This window comes from Alishewanella sp. HL-SH05 (assembly GCF_052655985.1).
Window position 1 is genome coordinate 695,324 of the sequence record NZ_CP199753.1, and the last position, 20,299, is coordinate 715,622.

At 45.8% G+C, this 20,299-nt stretch carries 16 protein-coding genes; 5 read left to right on the plus strand and 11 right to left on the minus strand.

Going from position 1 to position 20,299, the window contains the following annotated elements; translation table 11 throughout:
• Nucleotides 1–36: 36 nt before the first annotated feature.
• Nucleotides 37–2,757: a preprotein translocase subunit SecA gene (secA, locus tag ACUJFL_RS03055; protein WP_445428461.1), complete on the plus strand. Its 2,721-nt coding sequence runs from the start codon at nucleotides 37–39 to the stop codon at nucleotides 2,755–2,757.
• A complete protein-coding gene (gene mutT, locus ACUJFL_RS03060; RefSeq protein WP_226752147.1) occupies nucleotides 2,741–3,148 on the plus strand; it encodes an 8-oxo-dGTP diphosphatase MutT in 408 nt (135 codons plus the stop codon). The genes secA and mutT overlap by 17 nt, the downstream gene beginning before the upstream one ends.
• A 98-nt stretch (nucleotides 3,149–3,246) precedes the next feature.
• On the opposite strand, the gene yacG is transcribed toward mutT, so the two are convergent.
• The 7 genes from yacG to ACUJFL_RS03095 form a co-directional block, all read right to left on the minus strand.
• Nucleotides 3,247–3,486, minus strand: a complete 240-nt coding sequence (gene yacG, locus ACUJFL_RS03065; protein ID WP_445428462.1) for a DNA gyrase inhibitor YacG — start codon at nucleotides 3,484–3,486, stop codon at nucleotides 3,247–3,249.
• A 190-nt stretch (nucleotides 3,487–3,676) separates the two neighbouring features.
• Nucleotides 3,677–4,429, minus strand: a complete 753-nt coding sequence (zapD, locus tag ACUJFL_RS03070; RefSeq protein ID WP_445428463.1) for a cell division protein ZapD — start codon at nucleotides 4,427–4,429, stop codon at nucleotides 3,677–3,679.
• Nucleotides 4,426–5,064, minus strand: coding sequence for a dephospho-CoA kinase (gene coaE / locus ACUJFL_RS03075; RefSeq protein ID WP_445428464.1), 639 nt, complete (start codon nucleotides 5,062–5,064; stop codon nucleotides 4,426–4,428). The genes zapD and coaE overlap by 4 nt, the downstream gene beginning before the upstream one ends.
• Nucleotides 5,061–5,939: a prepilin peptidase gene (locus ACUJFL_RS03080; protein ID WP_445428465.1), complete on the minus strand. Its 879-nt coding sequence runs from the start codon at nucleotides 5,937–5,939 to the stop codon at nucleotides 5,061–5,063. The genes coaE and ACUJFL_RS03080 overlap by 4 nt, the downstream gene beginning before the upstream one ends.
• A complete protein-coding gene (locus tag ACUJFL_RS03085; RefSeq protein WP_445428466.1) occupies nucleotides 5,936–7,168 on the minus strand; it encodes a type II secretion system F family protein in 1,233 nt (410 codons plus the stop codon). The genes ACUJFL_RS03080 and ACUJFL_RS03085 overlap by 4 nt, the downstream gene beginning before the upstream one ends.
• Nucleotides 7,169–7,216: 48 nt before the next feature.
• Entirely contained in the window at nucleotides 7,217–8,917 is a 1,701-nt protein-coding gene (gene pilB, locus ACUJFL_RS03090; RefSeq protein WP_445426101.1) for a type IV-A pilus assembly ATPase PilB, read from the minus strand.
• A gap of 275 nt (nucleotides 8,918–9,192) precedes the next feature.
• A complete protein-coding gene (locus ACUJFL_RS03095; RefSeq protein WP_445428467.1) occupies nucleotides 9,193–10,026 on the minus strand; it encodes a substrate-binding periplasmic protein in 834 nt (277 codons plus the stop codon).
• Between the two features lie 189 nt (nucleotides 10,027–10,215).
• On the opposite strand from ACUJFL_RS03095, the gene ACUJFL_RS03100 reads away from it, so the two are divergent.
• Both ACUJFL_RS03100 and ACUJFL_RS03105 read left to right on the plus strand, forming a co-directional pair.
• On the plus strand, nucleotides 10,216–11,028 hold the full coding sequence (locus ACUJFL_RS03100; protein WP_445428468.1) for an HDOD domain-containing protein: 813 nt from the start codon (nucleotides 10,216–10,218) through the stop codon (nucleotides 11,026–11,028).
• A 309-nt stretch (nucleotides 11,029–11,337) separates the two neighbouring features.
• A complete protein-coding gene (locus ACUJFL_RS03105) occupies nucleotides 11,338–13,266 on the plus strand; it encodes an alpha-amylase family glycosyl hydrolase (RefSeq protein WP_445428469.1) in 1,929 nt (642 codons plus the stop codon).
• Nucleotides 13,267–13,451: 185 nt separating this feature from the next.
• On the opposite strand, the gene ACUJFL_RS03110 is transcribed toward ACUJFL_RS03105, so the two are convergent.
• From ACUJFL_RS03110 to ACUJFL_RS03125, 4 genes are all read right to left on the minus strand, one after another.
• On the minus strand, nucleotides 13,452–14,678 hold the full coding sequence (locus ACUJFL_RS03110) for an MFS transporter (RefSeq protein WP_445428470.1): 1,227 nt from the start codon (nucleotides 14,676–14,678) through the stop codon (nucleotides 13,452–13,454).
• Between the two features lie 195 nt (nucleotides 14,679–14,873).
• Nucleotides 14,874–15,899 (minus strand): LacI family DNA-binding transcriptional regulator, encoded by a 1,026-nt coding sequence (locus ACUJFL_RS03115; protein WP_306177244.1) that lies wholly within the window; start codon nucleotides 15,897–15,899, stop codon nucleotides 14,874–14,876.
• A gap of 135 nt (nucleotides 15,900–16,034) precedes the next feature.
• Nucleotides 16,035–18,467, minus strand: a complete 2,433-nt coding sequence (locus ACUJFL_RS03120) for a TonB-dependent receptor domain-containing protein (protein ID WP_445428471.1) — start codon at nucleotides 18,465–18,467, stop codon at nucleotides 16,035–16,037.
• Nucleotides 18,468–18,885: 418 nt separating this feature from the next.
• Nucleotides 18,886–19,059 carry a hypothetical protein gene (locus tag ACUJFL_RS03125; protein WP_445428472.1) on the minus strand — a complete coding sequence of 58 codons (174 nt, stop codon included), beginning with the start codon at nucleotides 19,057–19,059 and terminating at the stop codon, nucleotides 18,886–18,888.
• Between the two features lie 210 nt (nucleotides 19,060–19,269).
• Here ACUJFL_RS03125 and ACUJFL_RS03130 point away from each other — a divergent pair, with 210 nt between their 5' ends.
• Nucleotides 19,270–20,286 (plus strand): IS110 family transposase, encoded by a 1,017-nt coding sequence (locus ACUJFL_RS03130; RefSeq protein WP_445428473.1) that lies wholly within the window; start codon nucleotides 19,270–19,272, stop codon nucleotides 20,284–20,286.
• The last annotated feature ends 13 nt before the right edge of the window (nucleotides 20,287–20,299 follow it).

The window sequence follows — 20,299 nt, forward strand, 5'->3', positions numbered from 1 at the left end:
TGCATTGCAGCTTTAACTTAAAATGGTATCTGGATAATGTTTGGAAAATTTTTTGCCAAATTAATTGGTAGCCGTAATGACCGTTTCTTAAAAAAATTAAAAAAACAGGTACAGCAAATCAACGCGCTGGAAGCGGAATACGAAAAGCTGAGTGATGAACAATTAAAAACGAAAACCAGCGAATTTAAACAGCGCGTAAAAGACGGCGCGACCTTAGACGACATTCTGCCTGAAGCCTTCGCCACCGTGCGCGAAGCCAGTAAGCGCGTGTTTGACATGCGTCACTTTGATGTGCAACTGGTCGGTGGTATGGTGCTGCATCAAGGTAAAATCTCGGAAATGCGTACCGGTGAAGGTAAAACCTTAACAGCGACTTTGCCTGCTTACCTAAATGCTCTGAGTGGCAAGTCGGTACATGTTATTACCGTTAACGATTATCTGGCAAAACGCGATGCGCAAACTAACGAGCCGCTGTTTACCTTCTTAGGCTTAACTGTGGGTGTTAACGTGCCCGGCATGGCACACCCAGAAAAGCAAAAAGCCTATGCTGCCGATATCACTTACGGCACCAATAATGAATTCGGTTTCGACTATCTACGTGACAACATGGCGTTCTCGCCACAAGAACGTGTACAGCGCGATCTGGCTTTTGCCATCATCGATGAGGTGGATTCAATCCTGATCGATGAAGCGCGGACACCACTGATTATCTCCGGTCCCGCCGAAGACAGCTCTGAGCTGTATAAAAAGATTAACGTGCTAGTGCCCGAGTTAGTGCGCCAAGAAAAAGAAGACGAAGAAGATAAACACGGTGATGGCCACTTTACTGTGGATGAAAAAGCGCGCCAGGTGTACTTAACGGAAGCGGGTCAAATTCAAGTCGAAAACATGTTGCGAGAGCGCGGCATGATTGGCGAACATGACACCTTATTCTCTGCTGCAAATATTACGCTACTGCACCATGTATATGCTGCTTTACGTGCGCACCAGTTGTTTAAACGCGATGTTGATTACGTTGTAAAAGATGGCGATATCGTTATTGTCGATGAGCACACGGGCCGGACAATGGAAGGCCGCCGTTGGTCTGAAGGCTTACACCAAGCGGTAGAAGCTAAAGAAGGCGTGCGCATTCAAAACGAAAACCAAACGTTGGCCTCTATTACTTTCCAAAATTATTTCCGCTTATATGACAAATTAGGCGGTATGACCGGTACTGCTGATACCGAAGCGTTTGAGTTCCAACAAATCTATGGTTTAGAAACCATAGTGGTACCGACCAACAAGCCGATGGTACGCCAGGATCTGGCCGATTTAGTGTATTTAACGGCTGAAGATAAATACAACGCCATTATCGAAGATGTGAAAACCGCTCGCGATACTGGCCGCCCTGTGTTGGTAGGTACGGCGTCAATTGAAAGCTCAGAATACTTATCAACGTTACTGAACAAAGCCAAAATTACCCACCAGGTATTAAACGCTAAGTTTCACGCTAACGAAGCACAAATTATTGCTGATGCCGGTCGCCCAGGCACGGTCACTATCGCCACTAACATGGCGGGTCGTGGTACCGATATCGTATTAGGCGGCAGTTGGCAAAGTGAATTACAAGCCTTAGGTGCCGATGCGGATGCCGAAGTGGTTGCGGCAGCGAAAGCAGAATGGCAGAAACGTCATGATGCCGTGATTGCAGCCGGTGGTTTGCATATCATTGGTACTGAGCGTCACGAATCGCGTCGTATTGATAACCAGTTACGTGGTCGTGCCGGTCGTCAAGGTGACCCAGGTATTTCTCGTTTTTACTTATCGCTAGAAGATGCCTTGATGCGGATTTTCGCCTCAGATCGGATGGCAGCGATGATGCGCCGTATTGGTATGGCGCCAGGTGAAGCTATCGAGCACCCTTGGGTCAGTCGTGCCATTGAAAACGCACAACGTAAAGTGGAAGCGCGTAACTTTGATATTCGTAAGCAGTTACTTGAGTTTGATGACGTAGCCAATGACCAACGTAAAGTGGTGTATGAGCAGCGTAATGACTTGTTAGATGCCGACGATATTAGCGAAACCATTCATGCCATTCGTGATGACGTTGTTAACAGCATGATTAATGACTATATCCCGCCACAGTCTATGGACGAAATGTGGGATATCCCGGGTTTGGAGCAGCGTCTGCAAGCCGACTTTGGCGTGGCATTGCCGATTAGCCAATGGTTAGCGGATGACAAAAAGCTGTTTGAAGAAAAGCTACGTGAGCGTATTCAAGCAGAAGTGAGCGCGTCTTACAATTCAAAAGAACAGATGGTTGGCCCACAAGTGCTACGTCAGTTCGAAAAAGCCATTATGTTACAAAGCTTAGATACACACTGGAAAGAGCATTTGGCGGCGATGGATCACTTGCGTCAAGCGATCAACCTACGTGGTTATGCGCAGAAGAATCCGAAGCAAGAATATAAGCGCGAATCTTTTGAGTTATTCACCAACATGTTGGAAGCACTGAAACTGGATGTGATTGGTATTCTTAGTCGCGTGCAAGTGAAAGCGGCAGAAGATGTTGAAGCAGTTGAAGAGCAACGCCGTCAAGCTGATAACGTACCGCATAACTATCAACATGCGGATGCCGAGCCGTTAGCTAGTGATTTACCAGAAGGTATGCAAAACGCTGCCCCAGTGATACGTGACGGCGCTAAAGTAGGGCGTAATGACGCCTGTCCTTGTGGTTCAGGTAAAAAATACAAGCACTGTCATGGCCAACTTAGCTAAGTCGGTGTTGCATGTGGCTGTTGGCGTGATTGTACGCCAACAGCAGGTGTTGCTTGCCTTGCGCAAAGCATCACAGCATCAAGGGGGTAAATGGGAGTTTCCAGGCGGAAAGCTGGAACAAGGTGAGTTAACAGAGCACGCCTTAGTTCGCGAATTAGCCGAAGAAATTGGTATTACAGTGCAGGCCAGTTCCCCTTTGCTGCAATTGCGTTATCAATATCCAGAGCGTGAAGTGTTTTTGGATATTCGTTTAGTCACTGAGTTTAGTGGTGAACCGCAAGGCTTAGAAGGGCAAGCGGTAAAGTGGTTTGCTATCAGTGAGCTTGATACTATTGCACTGCCCGATGCCAATCAGCCAATTGTTGAACATCTGCAACAACACTTTCTTTAATACCTCAAAACTCAAAACTCAAAACTCAAAACTCAAAACTCAACACGCACACAGCTAAGCTACTGCTTCACTGTGAGCTTAATTAAGCGCATTTTGCATTAATCTGTATCTTTAAAAAACTGATTATCCTGCGCCATCATCTCTTGTTCTAATTCGGCTAAATACGCTTCTGATAACTCGGCATCAATCGGCATTTTATCGGGAATACGATGATTTTCTGCGGCCCAGTCACCTAAGTCGATTAACTTACAGCGCTCGCTACAAAAAGGGCGAAATACCGATTCGGGTTGCCAAATAACCGGCGTTTTACAGGTAGGACATTGAATAGTCGTGGTCATGCAGGGCTCCTCTAACGGCTGCTGCTGCGAGATCTGTAGCAGCAACAATAAACACACGTGGATTGTAACAGATCAGCTCTGTATGCGTTAGGCACAGCCAGAGAACTTATCTGCAGGCCAGATTAAAAAATGACGGCGGCAAGTAAAAGCTTGCGAGATTAGTTGTATTAAAACAGCAGACTTGCCAGTGCTAACAGCATGCCAATTGAAAACTTACCGCTTCAGCACACACACTGCGGCCGGCTTGCTCGGTTAATTGCATAAAGCGGATGGCGTAGCGATAACGATTACCGCTCACCGTAGGAAAAGATCCACCCGACTGCTGATATTTAATGCGCAGCAGTTCAAACTGTTCAGCATTTTGTTGGTAAAAACCGTTATCGGTGCTAATCGTTTGAAAATGGCCACGTTCACGCACAAAGCTGAGTACAAATTGAATGGCCTGCTCCGTTTGTTGCAAGGCGTTATGCCATTCTGCGCGCTGCTGTTGTCGCTCTGCTTGTGGTAAGGCTAGCCAGTATTGTAGCTGTGGCATATCAAAGTAACAGCAACCACCGGGTAAGCCAAACCGTTGGCGCAGCGGCGCTAAAAACACATCATCTTTGATCGGGCTACTTAATTTGCCGCTACGTAATAAGTCACTTTGTAAACGCAGCGCTTGTTGCAGCATCACTTGCAGCTTTTTATCAGACACCGAGGGATGGTGTGACCATTGCACTAATTGATTTTCACAGCGTTCAATATCTTTCAATAAATCGGGGCGGATATCATGCCGTTCTAACACATCAATCAGTGTAAATAACGCACTAAAATAACTGAGCTGCTGTGCTTCATTTTCAAGATCGGCCAGGCTGTTAAGTTGGGTAAATAAATGCTCAACCCGTAAATAAGTGCGGATTTTTTCATTAAGTGGATGTTCGTAAATTAATTCGGCAGTCGTCACTGCGATTTTTCACCTATTTTTTGGCTCATGGCAAGATACGCTTGATGTAAGCGGCTAATTTGCGGCAACAACTCTGCGGCAGTGCCATTGTTATCGATAACATCATCTGCTGCGGCTAAGCGAGCGGCTCTGTCGATTTGTGCTGCCATAATGGCACGAACCTGGTTTTCACTGTTGTTATCTCGCGTGGTTGTGCGGGCTAACTGCGTTTGTTCGCTCACATCCACAACCAGCACTCGAGACACCAATTTATCTAAGCCATTTTCAAGTAATAATGGCGCTACCAGAAGTGTATACGGAGTTGTGCTGGCCGCCAGTTGGCTAAGTAACTCGCTGCGGATCGCTGGGTGGAGTAAGTGTTCTAACCAGCGTTTGGCGGCGCTATCGGCAAAGATGGTCTGGCGTAATGCTGAACGATCCAACTGACCATCTGCTAATAAAATACCCGGGCCAAAGTGTTGCACGATAGCCGCTAAACAAGGGCTGCCCGGCATCACCACTTCGCGTGCAACGATATCCGCATCAACATAGTGAGCGCCCAGCGCTTTAAAATGTTCTGCTACCGTGCTTTTACCGCTCCCTATGCCGCCGGTTAGGCCAATCAGCAGTGATGTTATTGCCGTAGGCTGCTTCATAGGCCGAGATAACGCAGATAGGCGCCCGTCATTTGCTCACCCCAGAGCATGGCAATCCAGCCTGCTGCGGCAATATAGGGGCCAAAGGGGATAGGGGTCGCTTTATCTTTACCTTGAATACTTAACAAACTGACACCAATTACCGCACCAACTACAGACGACAGTAAAATGATCAGGGGTAATTGCTGCCAGCCTAGCAACGCACCAAAAATCGCCAACAGTTTAAAATCACCATAACCCATACCTTCTTTGCCGGTCAGTAACTTAAAAGCCCAGTACACTGACCACAGGCTTAAATAACCGGCTGCGGCACCAAGCAAGGCTTGTTCTGGATTCACTATGGCACTGCTAGTGATGCTAAATAACAACATCAACCAGAGCAAGGGTAACGTCAGCTGATCTGGCAGTAGCATTTTATCAATATCAATAAAGCTCAGCGCCACTAAGCCCCAGGTTAAAAAAATCAGTACTGCACTGGTCAGGGTCGGGCCATATTGCCAAGCCACTAAAGTAGACAGTACGGCTGTTAACAACTCTACCGCAGGATAACGTGCACTAATAGCAGTTTTACACTGCCGGCAACGGCCTTTTAAGCATAGCCAACTTAACAGCGGGATATTATCGTAAGCGGCAATCGGTTGTTGGCACTTGGGGCAAGCTGATCGTGGTACAGCTAAGTTAAAAGGGGTTGCCGCTTTATGTTGCTGGTTAGGCTGAAAATATTCTTGAAATTCCGCCTGCCATGCACGCTCCATCATAATCGGCAGCCGATAAATCAGCACATTTAAAAAGCTGCCAATCACTAAGCTAAATAAAGCCACTAGGCTTAAAAACAGCCAAGGAAAGCTTGTAAAAACTGTACTGAGCTCAATCATCCGACAACTGATCCTAACTGGAATATCGGTAAATACATGGCAACTATCAGACCACCTATTATCACCCCAAGCACCGCCATAATCATCGGTTCTAACAAGGCAGTAAGGCCGTCTACCGCATCATCGACTTCTTGCTCATAAATATTGGCGACTTTGGATAGCATACTGTCTAAGGCACCTGATTCTTCGCCAATGGAGACCATTTGAATGACCATTTCCGGGAAGCGATCAGTTTGTTTCATCGATGAGTGCATTTGATTACCGGAAGAGACTTCATCGCGTATTTCCATTATGGCATTGCGATAAATTTCATTGCCTGAGGCGCCCGCAGCCGATTCTAAAGCCTCAATCAGTGGCACACCGGCTGCAAAGGTAGTGGATAGGGTGCGAGCAAAACGTGCGACCGCCGCTTTGTTCAGAATATTGCCAATCACTGGCGCTTTTAAAATAAATAAATCTGAAGCCGTGCGAAATTGTAGGTTATTTTTATACGTTTTGCTTATAAGGTAACCAGTTAGCAAAATGATGCCTAAAACGACCCACCAATAGCTTTGCATTAGCTCAGAGATACCTAAAACAAATAAGGTAAACGCGGGCAATTCAGCACCAAAACCCGCAAAAATTGAGGCAAATTGTGGTACTACAAAAATTAAAAGGATTGAAGTTACTATCGCGGCTACTACAAGAACTGCAATGGGGTAAAACATGGCTTTTTTGATTTTTGACTTTAGCGCTTCGGCTTTTTCTTTATAAATGGCAATGCGATCAAAAATCCGATCTAAGGCACCCGATTGCTCACCGGATTTCACTAAATCACAATACAGCTCATCAAAATACTTCGGGTGTTCGCGCAGTGTCTCTGAAAGCGGTAAACCCGCTTGAATTTTCACTGAAATTTTTTGCATTAAAATACGCAGGCTTTTGTTATCTGAGCCATTGGCAATGAGATCAATGGATTGTACCAAAGGCACACCCGCACCCAGCATAGTGGCGATTTGTCGGGTGACAATAGAAATGTCTGCTGCGGTAATTTTCTTTTCATCACCAAATAGCGATTTGGCCTTCTTTTTAACGGTAATCGGTGTTAAACCTTGCTGTCTTAATAATGCCTTACCTTCAGCAATACTGCCCGCTTTAATTTCCCCCGATTTTTTTTCGCCTTTGCGGTTGAGTGCTTTGTAAGTATGGGTATGCAGCTCTTTGATTTTGAAATTATTGTTCTGCGCCATCTGCGATTGTCCTTTTGCGGCTCTTAAAGCGTTGGTCTAGGGCCTGTATTAGCCTTTAGTGACCCGATTGACTTCAGCTAAACTGGTGACACCCGCCGCTGCTTTTAGCAAGCCTGAGCGGCGCAAGTTATTAATACCATCTAACTTTGCCTGATTAGCGATATCAATGGAGTTACCGTTTTGCATAATAATATCGGCCATTTTCGGGCTGATCGGCATCACTTCATAAATACCCACTCGGCCTTTATAGCCATTGGTGCAATGTTCACAGCCAACCGGTTTAAAGATTTTGATGTTATGCACTTCATCTTCTTCATAACCTTGGCGCAGTAATTCGGCCTGCGGGATCTCTTCTTGCACTTTGCATTTTGGGCAAAGCCGCCGCGCTAAGCGCTGGGCAATAATCAACGAAACCGAACTGGCCACGTTATAAGCCGGTACGCCCATATTAAGCAAGCGTGTCAGTGTTTCCGGAGCGGAGTTGGTGTGCAATGTCGATAACACCAAGTGACCGGTTTGTGCCGCTTTAATGGCGATTTCGGCCGTTTCTAAATCGCGAATTTCACCCACCATCACCACATCCGGGTCTTGCCGTAAAAAGGCGCGTAAGGCCGTAGCAAAAGTTAACCCAGCACGCGCATTAACTTGCACTTGGTTGATGCCAGGCAAGTTAATTTCGACCGGGTCTTCCGCGGTTGAGATATTGGTTTCTTCGGTATTCAGAATCGCTAAGCCGGTATACAGCGACACGGTTTTACCGCTACCCGTAGGCCCGGTGACTAAGATCATGCCTTGTGGCTGGGCTAAGGCATTTAAATATAATTGTTTTTGTGCGTCCTCATAACCCAAGATATCGATACCCAGCATGGCGCTGTCAGAGTCGAGGATCCGCATTACGATTTTTTCGCCATATAATGTTGGCAAGGTGCTGACCCGAAAATCGATAGATTTTTTTGCGGAGAGTTTCAGTTTAATGCGGCCATCTTGTGGTACACGTTTTTCGGCGATGTCCAGCCGTGACATCACTTTTAAACGGGCACATAGCCGTGTGGACAGCGCAACCGGTGGGCTGGCCACCTCAGTTAAAATGCCATCAATCCGAAAGCGGATCCGAAACATTTTTTCATAGGGCTCAAAGTGTAAATCTGAGGCGCCTTTACGAATAGCATCTAATAAAATTTTGTTGATAAAGGTAATGATCGGCTGATCTTCTTTATCGCTTTGTATGGCAGGCGCATCATCGGTTTCTTCTTCGACCACACCCATGGCCGTCAAATCCCACTCGCCATCACCTGAGCCCAAGCTGGCATAAGCATTTTCAAACAGCCGTTCGATCAGTTTGGCTAATTTGTCGTACTGCACGATGACGATTTCAGCATTTAAGCCGGCATTAAATTCGAAATCTTCAATGGCGGCCATATTAGTCGGATCCACCACCGCCAGATACATGGTACGGCCTTTTTTGGCCAACGGCAGCATATCGCTTTTACGTGTCAGTTTTTCATTGCGTAAGTCTTCGGGAATAGAGCTGACATCAAAAAAATCCAGATCCAGCATGATGTGCTGGCTAATGCTATTCGCCACTTCGGCTAACTTAACTGAATCGAGTAGCTTTTCGGTGATTAATAGTTCAGGCAAAGTACGATACTGTTTACCCTTTTCGGTAATCAGTTTCGTCACTTTATCGCCATCAATAATGCTCTGCTGGATCAATTTCTTGAGCAGGGTGGAATTACTCGTCACCGCCATAGTGGCCGTTTACTCCGGTAGCTTGAAGTTAAACAATTAGTTAAGAGTATGCCAGTATCCTTTAACTATTCAAGATTTACTGTCAATTATCCGGCAGATAGTCTATTCGCATAGTCTGAGCGCAGCATGATATGACACTGCCAGTTCCGTTGATGAAAATACTGCCAAGTAAACCTTACTCGGTAGTGAATTATTTCAGCAAAATAGCAGTACCATTGCGCTTTCATTCGGCGGGACTTATCAGGCCGTTTTTTAAGCCAGAGAAGCTAAACGCCTTATTGCTGATAGCGGCTGATTAATTCAGCCAAGCTACCATTTTGCTGCAAGGCGCTAATAGCTTGATTAAATTCGGCTAGTTGTGATTCTGAGATACTTTTTTTACTGAGCATAAAGTACACCTCAGATGGCGCCAAGCTTAGTGAGTGTCGCTGTATTTGTTGGCTCAACCCTTTACGGCGAATAATCGCGGCAGCGACAAAGCTATCTTCTAAGGCACCGCTGATCTCTTCATCTTGTAAGCGCGCTAAATTAAGTTCGCTGATCTGGGCGTTAACAAAGGCTTGCGGCTTTTCGCCATACAATTGATTAATTAAGTCGCCATAATAATAACCACTGACCACACCGATAGTATGGCCTGCCTCGATCAGCGCTGGAAAATCGGCATAATCCATTACCATCTCGGTTCTGGTCAGTAACACAAATTGCTCTTGTCGATAGGCATTAGAAAACCAAGCATAACGTTCACGTTCAGCATTCTTTGAGGCGCCGGGTAATACATCGAGTTCACCGGCTTGTAGCTGGCTTAATAAATGCGCCCAGTCACCCGGCACCAGTTGTAACTCACAATTGAGTTCGCGGGTCAGCGCTTGCAAAATGTCGATATCTAAACCCTGTGGTTGTGCGGCTTGCCCTAAATAATGGTAGGGCTCCCAAGCATCAAAGCCAACTTTTAACAGACAGGTGTCGGGGGTCACCGGTTCGCTGGTCACTGCAACTTCTGCTATCGGATTCGTAGTCGGGGCGGCTGGCGTATTCGGTTTACAGCCTGTGATCAGCAGGCTAGTGAATATCAGCGTAATCGGATAAAGAAACATAGGAACACTGCGCATAGCAAAACTCCTTAGATTAAATTGACTTAATAAGTGTAGGTGTTTTTGCTTGCTTTACCAGTAAGGCTATTTGCTAGGGCTCTATTGCAAAAAAATGCAGAAAAGTTAGGTAAAGCAATAGCTAATCAAGGCAAAAATGCACTATGCTGATAATTAAAACCATTTAATCGTTATGGGATTACGTTATTTATGCGTCAACTTATCGAAAAAGCGACTACTCTGCCATCCATTCCAAAAGTGTTACAAGAACTGATTGCTAGTTTTCAGAGTGATACCGTGAGCAGCGAACACATTGCCAGCATTTTAAGCAATGACCAAGCGTTAACAGCAAAAGTATTGCGTTTGGCCAACTCAGCCAAATACGGCGGTCATCGGAAAATTGGCTCCGTCAAAGATGCGGTGTTAGTACTTGGCACCAGTACCCTGCGTACCCTAGTGTTATCGGTTGGCTTAGCGGGCAGTTTTAAGGCTATTCCAGGTTTCGATTTACCTGCTTACTGGCGCTATTCGTTTCGGATGGCGAACCGGGCAAAGTATTTAGCCAAGCTGATTAAAGCTGATGCTGATATGGCCTACACGTGCGGTTTATTACACGGCGTGGGGGAATATTTAATTCACATCGTTAAACCGGAGATGGCGGTGTTAATTGATCAAGAAGTGGCTGCGGGTAATCGCCGCCGCGAAATTGAGATGAAACATTTAGGTTTTGATTTTACCCAAGCCGGTGCCGAGCTGGCACGGCATTGGCACTTTCCGGAAGAGATTGCCCAAGCTATTCAACATCAATATACACCCGCGAAGAGCGGCACCTTAGATCCTTATGCCTCTTTACTGGTACTAAGCCGCTATTTAATTGAGCATGAGCAGGATATACAAAAAGAACAATTTGAGTTATTCCCAGCAAAATTAGCGCATGCTCTCCATTTGCAATTAGACGACGTTTATAAGCATATTCTAGCCATGCCAGATGTTGATGCTGATATTGAAATGCTAATGGGTTAAGCCATTCGCAAGGGCCTGCTCGTTTGTTAGCGGGTGGGCCTGATACAACATCCTGTTGCCCCAAGCCCGCTTTCACATTACTCAAGTTCATTTTCGGTTATAGTTTATCATTACACTCTTATGCGGATACTCTCTTCAGTCCTCTTGCGAAACACATAAAACTTAATTGTTTAAGATGTGGTTTTTAGTCTCTGCAGTTTGCTGACATTTAGCTGGAAATAAATTGCTTATTTTTTAGCTTTTACTTGAATTATCCTGAGATAAAGGCAAATATACAGAGTTAAGACAAGAAGACAAAGGTAGATCGCCATGCAAAAAACAGCGACATCATTATTAGAAAACTCGAGCCAATTGCGTTTAGAATGTGCAACAATTCTTAAACGTTATAGTTCAACACTTAAAGCCAGTGCGAAAAGTCGTTGGCCCATACTCGAAGCGCGTTTGCAGCAGCTGTTACCACAGTTGTTGCCACTGTATTTACAGCTGTATGGTGAGCGTTACGATTGTCATTACCATTTAGAACAATTATTGAAGGTGTTAGCCAAAGCGCTGGCACAACGGCCGGATTATTTGCTACAAGAAGATGAAGATCCGCAGCAGTGGCATAAAGCGCCAACGGCGCTGGGTTCTGCTTGTTATGTCGATTTATTTGCGGGCGATTTTAAAGGTCTTGAGCAACGTATTCCTTACCTTCAGCAAACCGGCATCAATTACTTGCATTTGATGCCACTTTTTAAAGCACCCGAGCCAAACAGCGATGGCGGTTATGCGGTATCCGATTATCGCAAAACCATGCCGCATCTCGGCTCAATGCCGCAACTGGCTGGGCTGATGCAAAAATTGCATAGTGCAGGTATTAGGCCTGTACTCGATTTTGTGTTCAATCATACCTCTGATGAGCACCGTTGGGCCGAAAAAGCCAAAGCCGGTGAGCAGCAATTCCAAGATTATTACTTTTTTTTCAATGAGCAAGAACGCGATCAGTATGCGCCCTGGCTACGAGAAATTTTCCCAGAAATTCGTCGTGGTTGCTTTACCTTTGAACCCCATGCCGAGCGCTGGGTCTGGACTACCTTTAACAGCTTCCAATGGGATTTAAACTACGCTAACCCGGAAGTGTTTAGTGCTATGGCTGAAGAAATGTTGTTTCTGGCCAATCAGGGCGCTGCAGTGTTGCGGCTGGATGCTTTAGCCTTTGTTTGGAAAGAAGCCGGCACGTCTTGTGAAAACCTGCCAAAAGCGCATACCTTGATCCGTGCTTTTAATGCGGTAGCAGCGATAGCAGCACCGGCTTTACAATTTAAATCAGAAGCTATAGTGCATCCAGATGAAGTCGTGAAGTACATTGCGCCGCAAGAGTGCCAGTTATCTTATAACCCACTGTTAATGGCCTTGCTATGGAATAGCTTAGCGACCCGTAAAACACGCTTGTTAACCGAGTCATTGCAACGACGTTTTGCGATTGATCCACAGTGCAGTTGGGTGAACTACATTCGCTGCCATGATGATATTGGCTGGACTTTTGATGATAACATCGCCTGGCAGTTAGGCATTAACCCTGAACATCATCGGCAATTTTTAAATCAGTTCTATACTGGGCAGTTTGCAGGCAGCTTTGCCACGGGCGTTCCTTTTCAGCAAAACCCAGTAACCGGTGATTGTCGGGTGGCGGGCATGCTAGCGTCATTAACGGGCGTTGAGCAGGCTGTGCAAAGTGGTAACGCCACGCATTTACAATTTGCGTTAGCGCGTATTTATCTCCTGAACAGTATTATTCTCAGTATTGGCGGCTTACCATTACTTTATATGGGCGACGAGCTGGGTTTACTCAATGATTATGCTTATCAGGATGATCCGCACAAACGCGACGATAGCCGCTGGGTCAACCGCGTTGCCGTTAGCGAGCAACAGTTAGCTGAGGCCCATAACCCCGACAGTCTCTCAGGTAAAATCTATGCTCAGCTGCAACAGCTTATTCGCACACGTAGCCGTTTAAAGGTGTTGGGGGCGGGGCAAACCGAGATCCTACAAAGCGGTAATCCGCATTTGTTCGCTTATCGGCGGCAATTAGATCAACAAAGCATGTTATGTGTGGTCAATTTTAGTGAAGAGCCGCAAGTTTTTGTGGGTGCCCCTGGTAGTCAATGGCGCGAAGAGCTAAGCGGTGAGTTGTTGCATGGTCGCAGCTTACATTTGGCGCCTTATCAAGTGCTATGGTTAAGCGCAACGGTGAGTTAAAGGCGGTCATTGATTTACGGCTTAGTCTACTAAGCCGTATTCCTTTCAGCCTTGTATAGAATTAATTTTGATAAAAAAAGCCCCGCAAGCGGGGCAAACTACAGAGAAAATGTTCAGAGCTAGTAGGTAATATTATTCAGTTTGCTACTCAGCATGACGCGGTTTGCTTAACTGATTGTATAAGTCTAATGTGTGGCTTTTTGCAGTTGCTGCTCTGCCGGGTTAAACAAGAAGTTCCACCACAAACCAATACACAACAGCACGGCAAAGCCGGTGGCCAGATAGAAACCATAGCGCACATCACCAAACATATCGCCAACAATGCCCATTAACAAAGGCCCTAAAGCAGCGGCTAACGCGGTAAAGGCCAAAATTAAGCCTGCGGCAGCGCCGTGCTGATTGCGCGGAAAGCAGCTAATGCCTTTAGAGTTTAATGTGGGATACATCATCGACATAAAGAGCCCCGACAGCGGCATGAGCCACAGTGCCCAAGCAATACCTTGCCACATACTGACGATAAAACAGGCTGCAATCGCAGTACTAAACCAAGCCAATAAACTCGTCCAACAAAAACGGGTTAACAGCCATTCAGCTAAGAAGCGGCCCAGCGTGCGTAAAATAAAAAATACCGTGATGGCATGTGCTGCCATGGTGGTCCATTGGCCATCATATTGTTGCAGTAAGGTCGGTAGCCAAACAAAGATCGCCACTTCGGTTGCCACATAACAGGCGATTGCTAGCGAAAAGCCCAGCGCGTAGCGATTTTTAACTAAGGCTAAACAATCCCAAATCGAGCTTTGCGCTTGCGTAACATAACCGGGGTAATCCATGCGCCAAGCAATCAGCAGTAGTACTGCGCAAATAAAGCCGGCTAACAAGTAAAGCTGCTCCCAAGCTAGGTCATAACTCAGTAGCAATGCCACTAAAGCGGGGCCAGCAATGGCACCGAGGCCAAAAAAACCTTCTACCCGATTCATTAAACGGGTATGACTTTGCGAATTGTTACTGATATCGCCAATGAGCGCTAAGGCACCGGTTTTAAATAAACCGATACTTAAACCACAAAGGCCCAGTAGCAATAAGTAGAAGTTAAAACTTTGACCAAGCGCGAAAGCAACACAGGCGAGTGTGTAGATAAACAGGCCAAATAAAATGATTTTCTTGCGACCAATACGGTCGGCCAATTGCCCTAGGAATAACCCAGATAAACCAATAAAGATCATCGGTACATAATGAAAGGCAGCAGCTTGCGTCAGTGTTAGATTAAACTGAGCCACCACTTCTGGAATAATGACGCCAACGGCATCTGTGGTCATAGCGAACACAAAAAACATTAGGCAGGTCATCCATTTAACCTGATTATGGGTGTGGTTATCCACCACTACAGCAGTTTGCGGTTGAGAGTTTTGCATGTTTCTACCTTGTTAAGATCAGCCTAAGGCTAACGTTATTTTTATCAGGTGATCGCTGTAGTGACTACATGTCGTCGCCTGTTTTTAATTAACTTAAAATTACACCTTAAACGATTAAGTTGCAAGGCTTCTGCACGCTATTTAAACAAAATGCTGTTAGATTAACACAAGAGGATGGTCGGTAAGCCAGGCATCTTAGCAGCTGTCGCGTAAACGCAACTCACAATCAAGCAAAACATGTTGTTGCTGTTGGCCGCTCAGTAACAAACGGGCGGCAGTGCGGCCCTTCTCATCACTATGCTGGGCAATCGTGGTCAGCGCAGGGTAGGCACGCTCGGCCTCTTCAATGCCATCAAAACCGACAATGCGCAGATCTTCTGGAATGCGTAAGCCCAATTGGCGGGCGACAGCGATGGCTCCTAAGGCGATGCGATCACTCATACAAAGTAATAACTGCGGCCTGGGATGTTGGGTAAGGGCTTCACGTGCTGCGGTTTCGGCATAATCATGCGTATTAACTGGGATATGCCACACTTGTTCGGCTGGCAAGGCTCGATTTTGCGCTTGCATCGCCGCTAAATAACCATCGAGGCGCCGCCGCGCGATGGATTCTTCTTGCTGATACAACTCGTTCGGTTGCATCCGACAGACACGGTCTGAATCGAGTAAACGTAAGCCCAATACTGCCACCTTGCCGGCTTGTTGGTGCAAGGCATACTCTGCAATGTCATAGGCATAACGGTAATTATCGATATTGACAGAACCCACATCGGGGAGGTTACAGTCGACGGTGATCATCGGCTTACCACTGGCCAATACACGGTCGAGTTGCTCGGGGTTTTTCGAGCGTCCATAAATAATAAAGCCATCTGGCATGGCTTCGGCCGTGCTGTGCACCGCTTTGCTACCAGAGAGCAATAACATATCTTTACCTTGCTGCTGTAGTACTTCGGCAATACCTTTAATCAATTGGCTAGCAACCGGATCGCTAATGGCATAATCGAGCGAGTCGGCGAGTAAGATGGCAATCATATCTGAACGGCCGGTGCGTAAGCTGCGCGCCGTGGCATTCGGGCCGTTAAAACCAAGTTTTTCACTTTCGGCCAAGATATGGCGGCGCAAATCAGTAGACAGTTGGTCTGGCCGATTAAAGGCATTTGAAACCGTTGCCACGGACACCCCAAGGTGCTTAGCCAGTGATTTCAATGTAATTTTTGCCATGCTGTACTATCCTTAAACTGCTTTTAGACTTGCACTACCGACGCAGATTAGATTTTCTAAAAAGAAAAAGCTGCACGTTAATGCAGCTTTACATATCTCTTTTCACATTGCTAGTTAGAAAAGCGCTCAACTCACTTAGAATTGGTAACGTATGCCTAACGAAGCGGTGCGACCGTTAATGGTTCTGGCCGTAATAATCCCGTTTGCTGGAACACTGCCTTGTTCAGCTTCAGTAATACCCACAGTATCGAACAGGTTATTTACATTCAGTGAAAGCGTTAAGTTTTGAGCTAACTCATAGTTAGCAAACGCATTAAACTGTGTATAAGCATCAAACTTCAGATCATTGTTATCTTGCGCATAGGCACCGGTCGTTCCGACTACAGTGAAACCGACCTGTGCGTTATCCATCGTATAACGTGCTAATAAGTTATAGATAAAGTCGGCTTGACGACGTGGCGTATTACCTACTACAGCTGGATTAAGTGCATCTTGGCTGATTTCAGCATCCGTCCAAGTCACCGAACCGCGGAAATCGAAATCACCAATTCGATAGCTACTCTCTAACTCAACACCTTTGGCTTCATATACGCGGTCAAAAAATTGTTGAGTTGTGGCTTCAAAGTTTTGCTCATCGGTTTCAGCAAAAAACACTGTGGCGAACAGGTTTAAATTACCATGACGGCTCTTGCTACCAAACTCGTACTGTTTTACCTGATCTACCGCATCTTGTGCTGCTACTGAACCATCAGCATTGACTTTGCCAAACAGTAAACGGTCGGCATTAGCACGGCCACCTTTACTGATGCGACCAAACACTGCCCAATCATTACTGTATTGGTAGTTAGCACCAACTGAGTATGAATTGTAACTCCAGTCATAATTCACTAACTGTGGGTTAGCTAAATCAATACCTGAAACGCTTTGCTCAACTTGGCTAATCACGCCATCGCCATTCATATCACGGCTGCTTTGTACAGCACCTGCATAGGTACCTGTTGCATCACCCATATCACGACGAACACTGGCTTCGAATGACCAATCGCCAACGCCCCAGCTTGCAGAAGCATAAGGTGCTTTGATGCTGTAATCGGTGTTGTAATTCCGTTGACAACAATTGCCCCAGAATGGCACACCATAAGCTAATAAACCTTTCTCAGAAAACGCTGTGCCATTGGCAGCGGTAACATCAAGTAGTTCTGCGTTATCGCCTTTTAAGGCCATAAAATAGGAGTTCCACAGCCAAGACATATCAATAGTCTGATCGGCGATGTAATAGCCTAACGTCACATCCACTTCACCAATGCTTCGTGACAGTTTTAAGTCGTTAACCATTGAACCGAAATCGTTGATCTCAACATCAAAGGTATGAATACGCATCGCGTTGGCACTGGCATCATAACGCTCGCCAGCTTGTGGTCCTACGGCGTAACGAACAACCGCACCTGGCCCAGCAATACTGTCGGCAATACTTTGGCTATTATCCACTTCGGCTGGGAAGGGGGTAATAAAATTGCCGCTAACACTGCTAATACGGAAGCGGTTATCCAGTGTCCAGTTATCATCTAAATCAAAAACGGCTTCTACTCCGAAGCTATTCACTTCAGGATTCATCCCGTTACGAATATCACCGCGCGAGATCTGATTGGCACCATTTAAGCGCACGGTTTCGGTTAAATACACGGATTGTAAGGTGTCTTGTTGCGAATCGTAGCCCGCTACTGAGCTGCCATCGGCACGCATTGGCATCGGCATATAGCTGGCAACACGGTCATTTAAGTGTTTGGCATAAAGCCGTACATAGCCCGTATCAAATTCTTTCGTGATATTGGCTTTCAACTGATAACCCCGTTCACCTTGGTAACCCGGATCACGAATGCCTTCGCCTTGACGGACAAAACCACCAAAATGGAAGCGGGTATCCGCATTAATATCGCCACCGTATTCAAAGTCAGTACGGAATTGGTCGTAATTTAAACCGGTTGTCATGGCGATACTGCCGCCATTATCGGCGCCTGTTTTACTTAAAAAGTTAATCACACCGCCGGGTGAATTACTGGCAAGCGTACTGGCTGAGCCACCCCGGATCACTTCTAACCGCGAAAGGGTTGCATCGGCACGCACAAAGATATCGGCATTACCAAAGGCGATATCACCAAACTGCATTACAGGTAAGCCATCTTCTTGTAAGGTTAAAAATTTAGCACCGCCGGCGGCAACCGGTAAACCACGAACAGCGATGTTAGCGTTACCTTCACCACCGGTTGATTCACTGCGTACACCGGGCAGCATACGGAAGATTTCGGCAGTTGATCTTGGCGCACTCGCATCAATATCTTCTAGTGTCAAAGCACTCACTGACACACTAGATTGCATCACGGTTTGATTACGTGAGACAGAACCTGTCACGATAATACGTTCAAAGCCCAAACCGGTGGGCTCAGCAGCTTGTTCAGCATTTGCGGTTTCAGTCTCGGTGTTGTCTTGTTGCGCCTGCGCAGCATTAGCGGTTAAGGCTAAGCTAATAGCCAGCGCCAAATAAGAGCGGCGATTTGGTGTTGTTTTCATCTGGTGTCTCCCTTGTCGGTCTTGAAAAAATATTATTATCATACGGTGATTCAGGCTACTTTTGGGCTCTAACTAAATCGTTTCAGATAAAAGGCGAAAAATAGCGTTTGTATAATTTCATTATCAACTGTGCTTTTGCAGCATTCTTTGATTTATAGTAGCAGACTAAGTCAATTTAGCTTGTTTTAACCAAAAACAGCAAAGTTAGCTAAGCGCTTTCAAACATAAACTTGGTTGTTTCTTCGAGTTGATATGCTTCGTTAAAGTTATCTTAAACGTTTTACCTCTAAAATTTGCAGTCGTCAAGAGTGGTTAATAACTAAACAGGTTTTTTTTTGAAAAAAATGACATGACTACTGAGGTTCGGTATTGGCATCGTTGCTTTCTGGTTAACTTAAACAAAGCCTATCAGCACGTTTTATACGATGTTTTCTAAGGCTTTAGCACGACTACCACGACCTAACTGAGTAATAGTAAGCCTGCTTTGATGCATGGCACTTTTTACACAAGCTTCAAGCGCCTTACGACGCAGGCTATGCATATTAGGCGTGGCGGTTTTGATAAAACGAGTTAGCATTAGCGGGACATTCATGGCTTATCCTTGATAGGTTTGTTTGGCGATAGAGCTGATCACCGAACGCCATGAATGTTCCTTCTGAATTCATCTTTTTGTTTTAGTTAGTAATTTTGTGGGAGTACCTCAGTATCTGATAATCATCAGCCTAAGTTGCCTTTAGACGGCCTTCGAGTTAATAGCTATTTTTTGATTGACGTCGAAAAAAACTATTTCCAAGGAGGCCGTATGAAATTGTATGTCGGTATTGACCTGCATTCCAACAATTCTGTGTTAGTCATTATTGATGAAAACGATAAGATCATTTATTCCAAGCGTTTACCGAATGATGCGCAGGTTATTCTCGGGGTACTTGCCATGCATAAAGAGCAGATTGAAGCTATTGCTGTAGAGTCGACTTACAATTGGTATTGGCTGGTCGATGCACTGCAAGCTGAAGGTTATGATGTTCGTCTGGTTAACACCACGGCTGTGGTGGTTTATGATGGCCTTAAATACAGCGGTGACTTCGCAGATGCCAGACACTTGGCGCATTTGCTGCGAATAGGCCTGCTGCCCTGTGGCTATATTTATCCGAAGGAGCCAAGAGCCTTGCGGGATTTAGCGCGTAAACGCGCGCAACTGGTGCGGCAAAAAACCACTCAACTGCTGTCTATCAAGAATTTATTGGTGCGCAATATAGGCCGAGATACACCGAGTTACACCATTAAAACATGGACAGAGGAACAAGTGTCAGCACTGCCACTGTTGCCAGAGCCGTTACTGGCGTTGCAGGCAAACTGGGCCGTGATGCAAGCTTTAGAAAAGCAAATTCATGCCGTAGAAGCTGAGCTGTTACGTCAACTCAAGCCCTGCAAGGCTTTTCAGCTACTTAAAACCGTATCCGGGATTGGCGATATTTTATCAATGACTATTTATCTGGAAACCGGTGATATTAAGCGGTTTGATAGTTGCGGAAATTTTACTTCCTACGCCCGAATGGTTACGTCAAAACGCGAGTCCAACGGCAAGAAAAAAGGCGAAGGAAACCGGAAATGTGGCAATCGCTATCTGTGTTGGGCTTTTATGGAGGCGGCGCACTTTGCTATTGGCTCGGATGAAACCATCAAGCGCTTTTACCAGCGTAAGTGCGCAAAAAATTTAAAGGTAGTCGCGATGAAAGCCGTGGCCCACAAACTGGCCAGAGCCTGTTACAACATGCTCAAAGACGGAGTAGAGTTTGATGTGAAACGCGCCTTTAACTGAGTTTACTCAGCGT

What these genes read in the sequence shown, in the direction of transcription:
- secA (WP_445428461.1), top strand. Translation starts at nt 37, where the DNA reads ATGTTTGGAAAATTTTTTGCCAAATTAATTGGTAGCCGTAATGACCGT.
- mutT (WP_226752147.1), top strand. Translation starts at nt 2,741, where the DNA reads ATGGCCAACTTAGCTAAGTCGGTGTTGCATGTGGCTGTTGGCGTGATT.
- yacG (WP_445428462.1), bottom strand. Translation starts at nt 3,486, where the DNA reads ATGACCACGACTATTCAATGTCCTACCTGTAAAACGCCGGTTATTTGG.
- coaE (WP_445428464.1), bottom strand. Translation starts at nt 5,064, where the DNA reads ATGAAGCAGCCTACGGCAATAACATCACTGCTGATTGGCCTAACCGGC.
- ACUJFL_RS03080 (WP_445428465.1), bottom strand. Translation starts at nt 5,939, where the DNA reads ATGATTGAGCTCAGTACAGTTTTTACAAGCTTTCCTTGGCTGTTTTTA.
- ACUJFL_RS03085 (WP_445428466.1), bottom strand. Translation starts at nt 7,168, where the DNA reads ATGGCGCAGAACAATAATTTCAAAATCAAAGAGCTGCATACCCATACT.
- pilB (WP_445426101.1), bottom strand. Translation starts at nt 8,917, where the DNA reads ATGGCGGTGACGAGTAATTCCACCCTGCTCAAGAAATTGATCCAGCAG.
- ACUJFL_RS03095 (WP_445428467.1), bottom strand. Translation starts at nt 10,026, where the DNA reads ATGCGCAGTGTTCCTATGTTTCTTTATCCGATTACGCTGATATTCACT.
- ACUJFL_RS03100 (WP_445428468.1), top strand. Translation starts at nt 10,216, where the DNA reads ATGCGTCAACTTATCGAAAAAGCGACTACTCTGCCATCCATTCCAAAA.
- ACUJFL_RS03105 (WP_445428469.1), top strand. Translation starts at nt 11,338, where the DNA reads ATGCAAAAAACAGCGACATCATTATTAGAAAACTCGAGCCAATTGCGT.
- ACUJFL_RS03110 (WP_445428470.1), bottom strand. Translation starts at nt 14,678, where the DNA reads ATGCAAAACTCTCAACCGCAAACTGCTGTAGTGGTGGATAACCACACC.
- ACUJFL_RS03115 (WP_306177244.1), bottom strand. Translation starts at nt 15,899, where the DNA reads ATGGCAAAAATTACATTGAAATCACTGGCTAAGCACCTTGGGGTGTCC.
- ACUJFL_RS03120 (WP_445428471.1), bottom strand. Translation starts at nt 18,467, where the DNA reads ATGAAAACAACACCAAATCGCCGCTCTTATTTGGCGCTGGCTATTAGC.
- ACUJFL_RS03125 (WP_445428472.1), bottom strand. Translation starts at nt 19,059, where the DNA reads ATGAATGTCCCGCTAATGCTAACTCGTTTTATCAAAACCGCCACGCCT.
- ACUJFL_RS03130 (WP_445428473.1), top strand. Translation starts at nt 19,270, where the DNA reads ATGAAATTGTATGTCGGTATTGACCTGCATTCCAACAATTCTGTGTTA.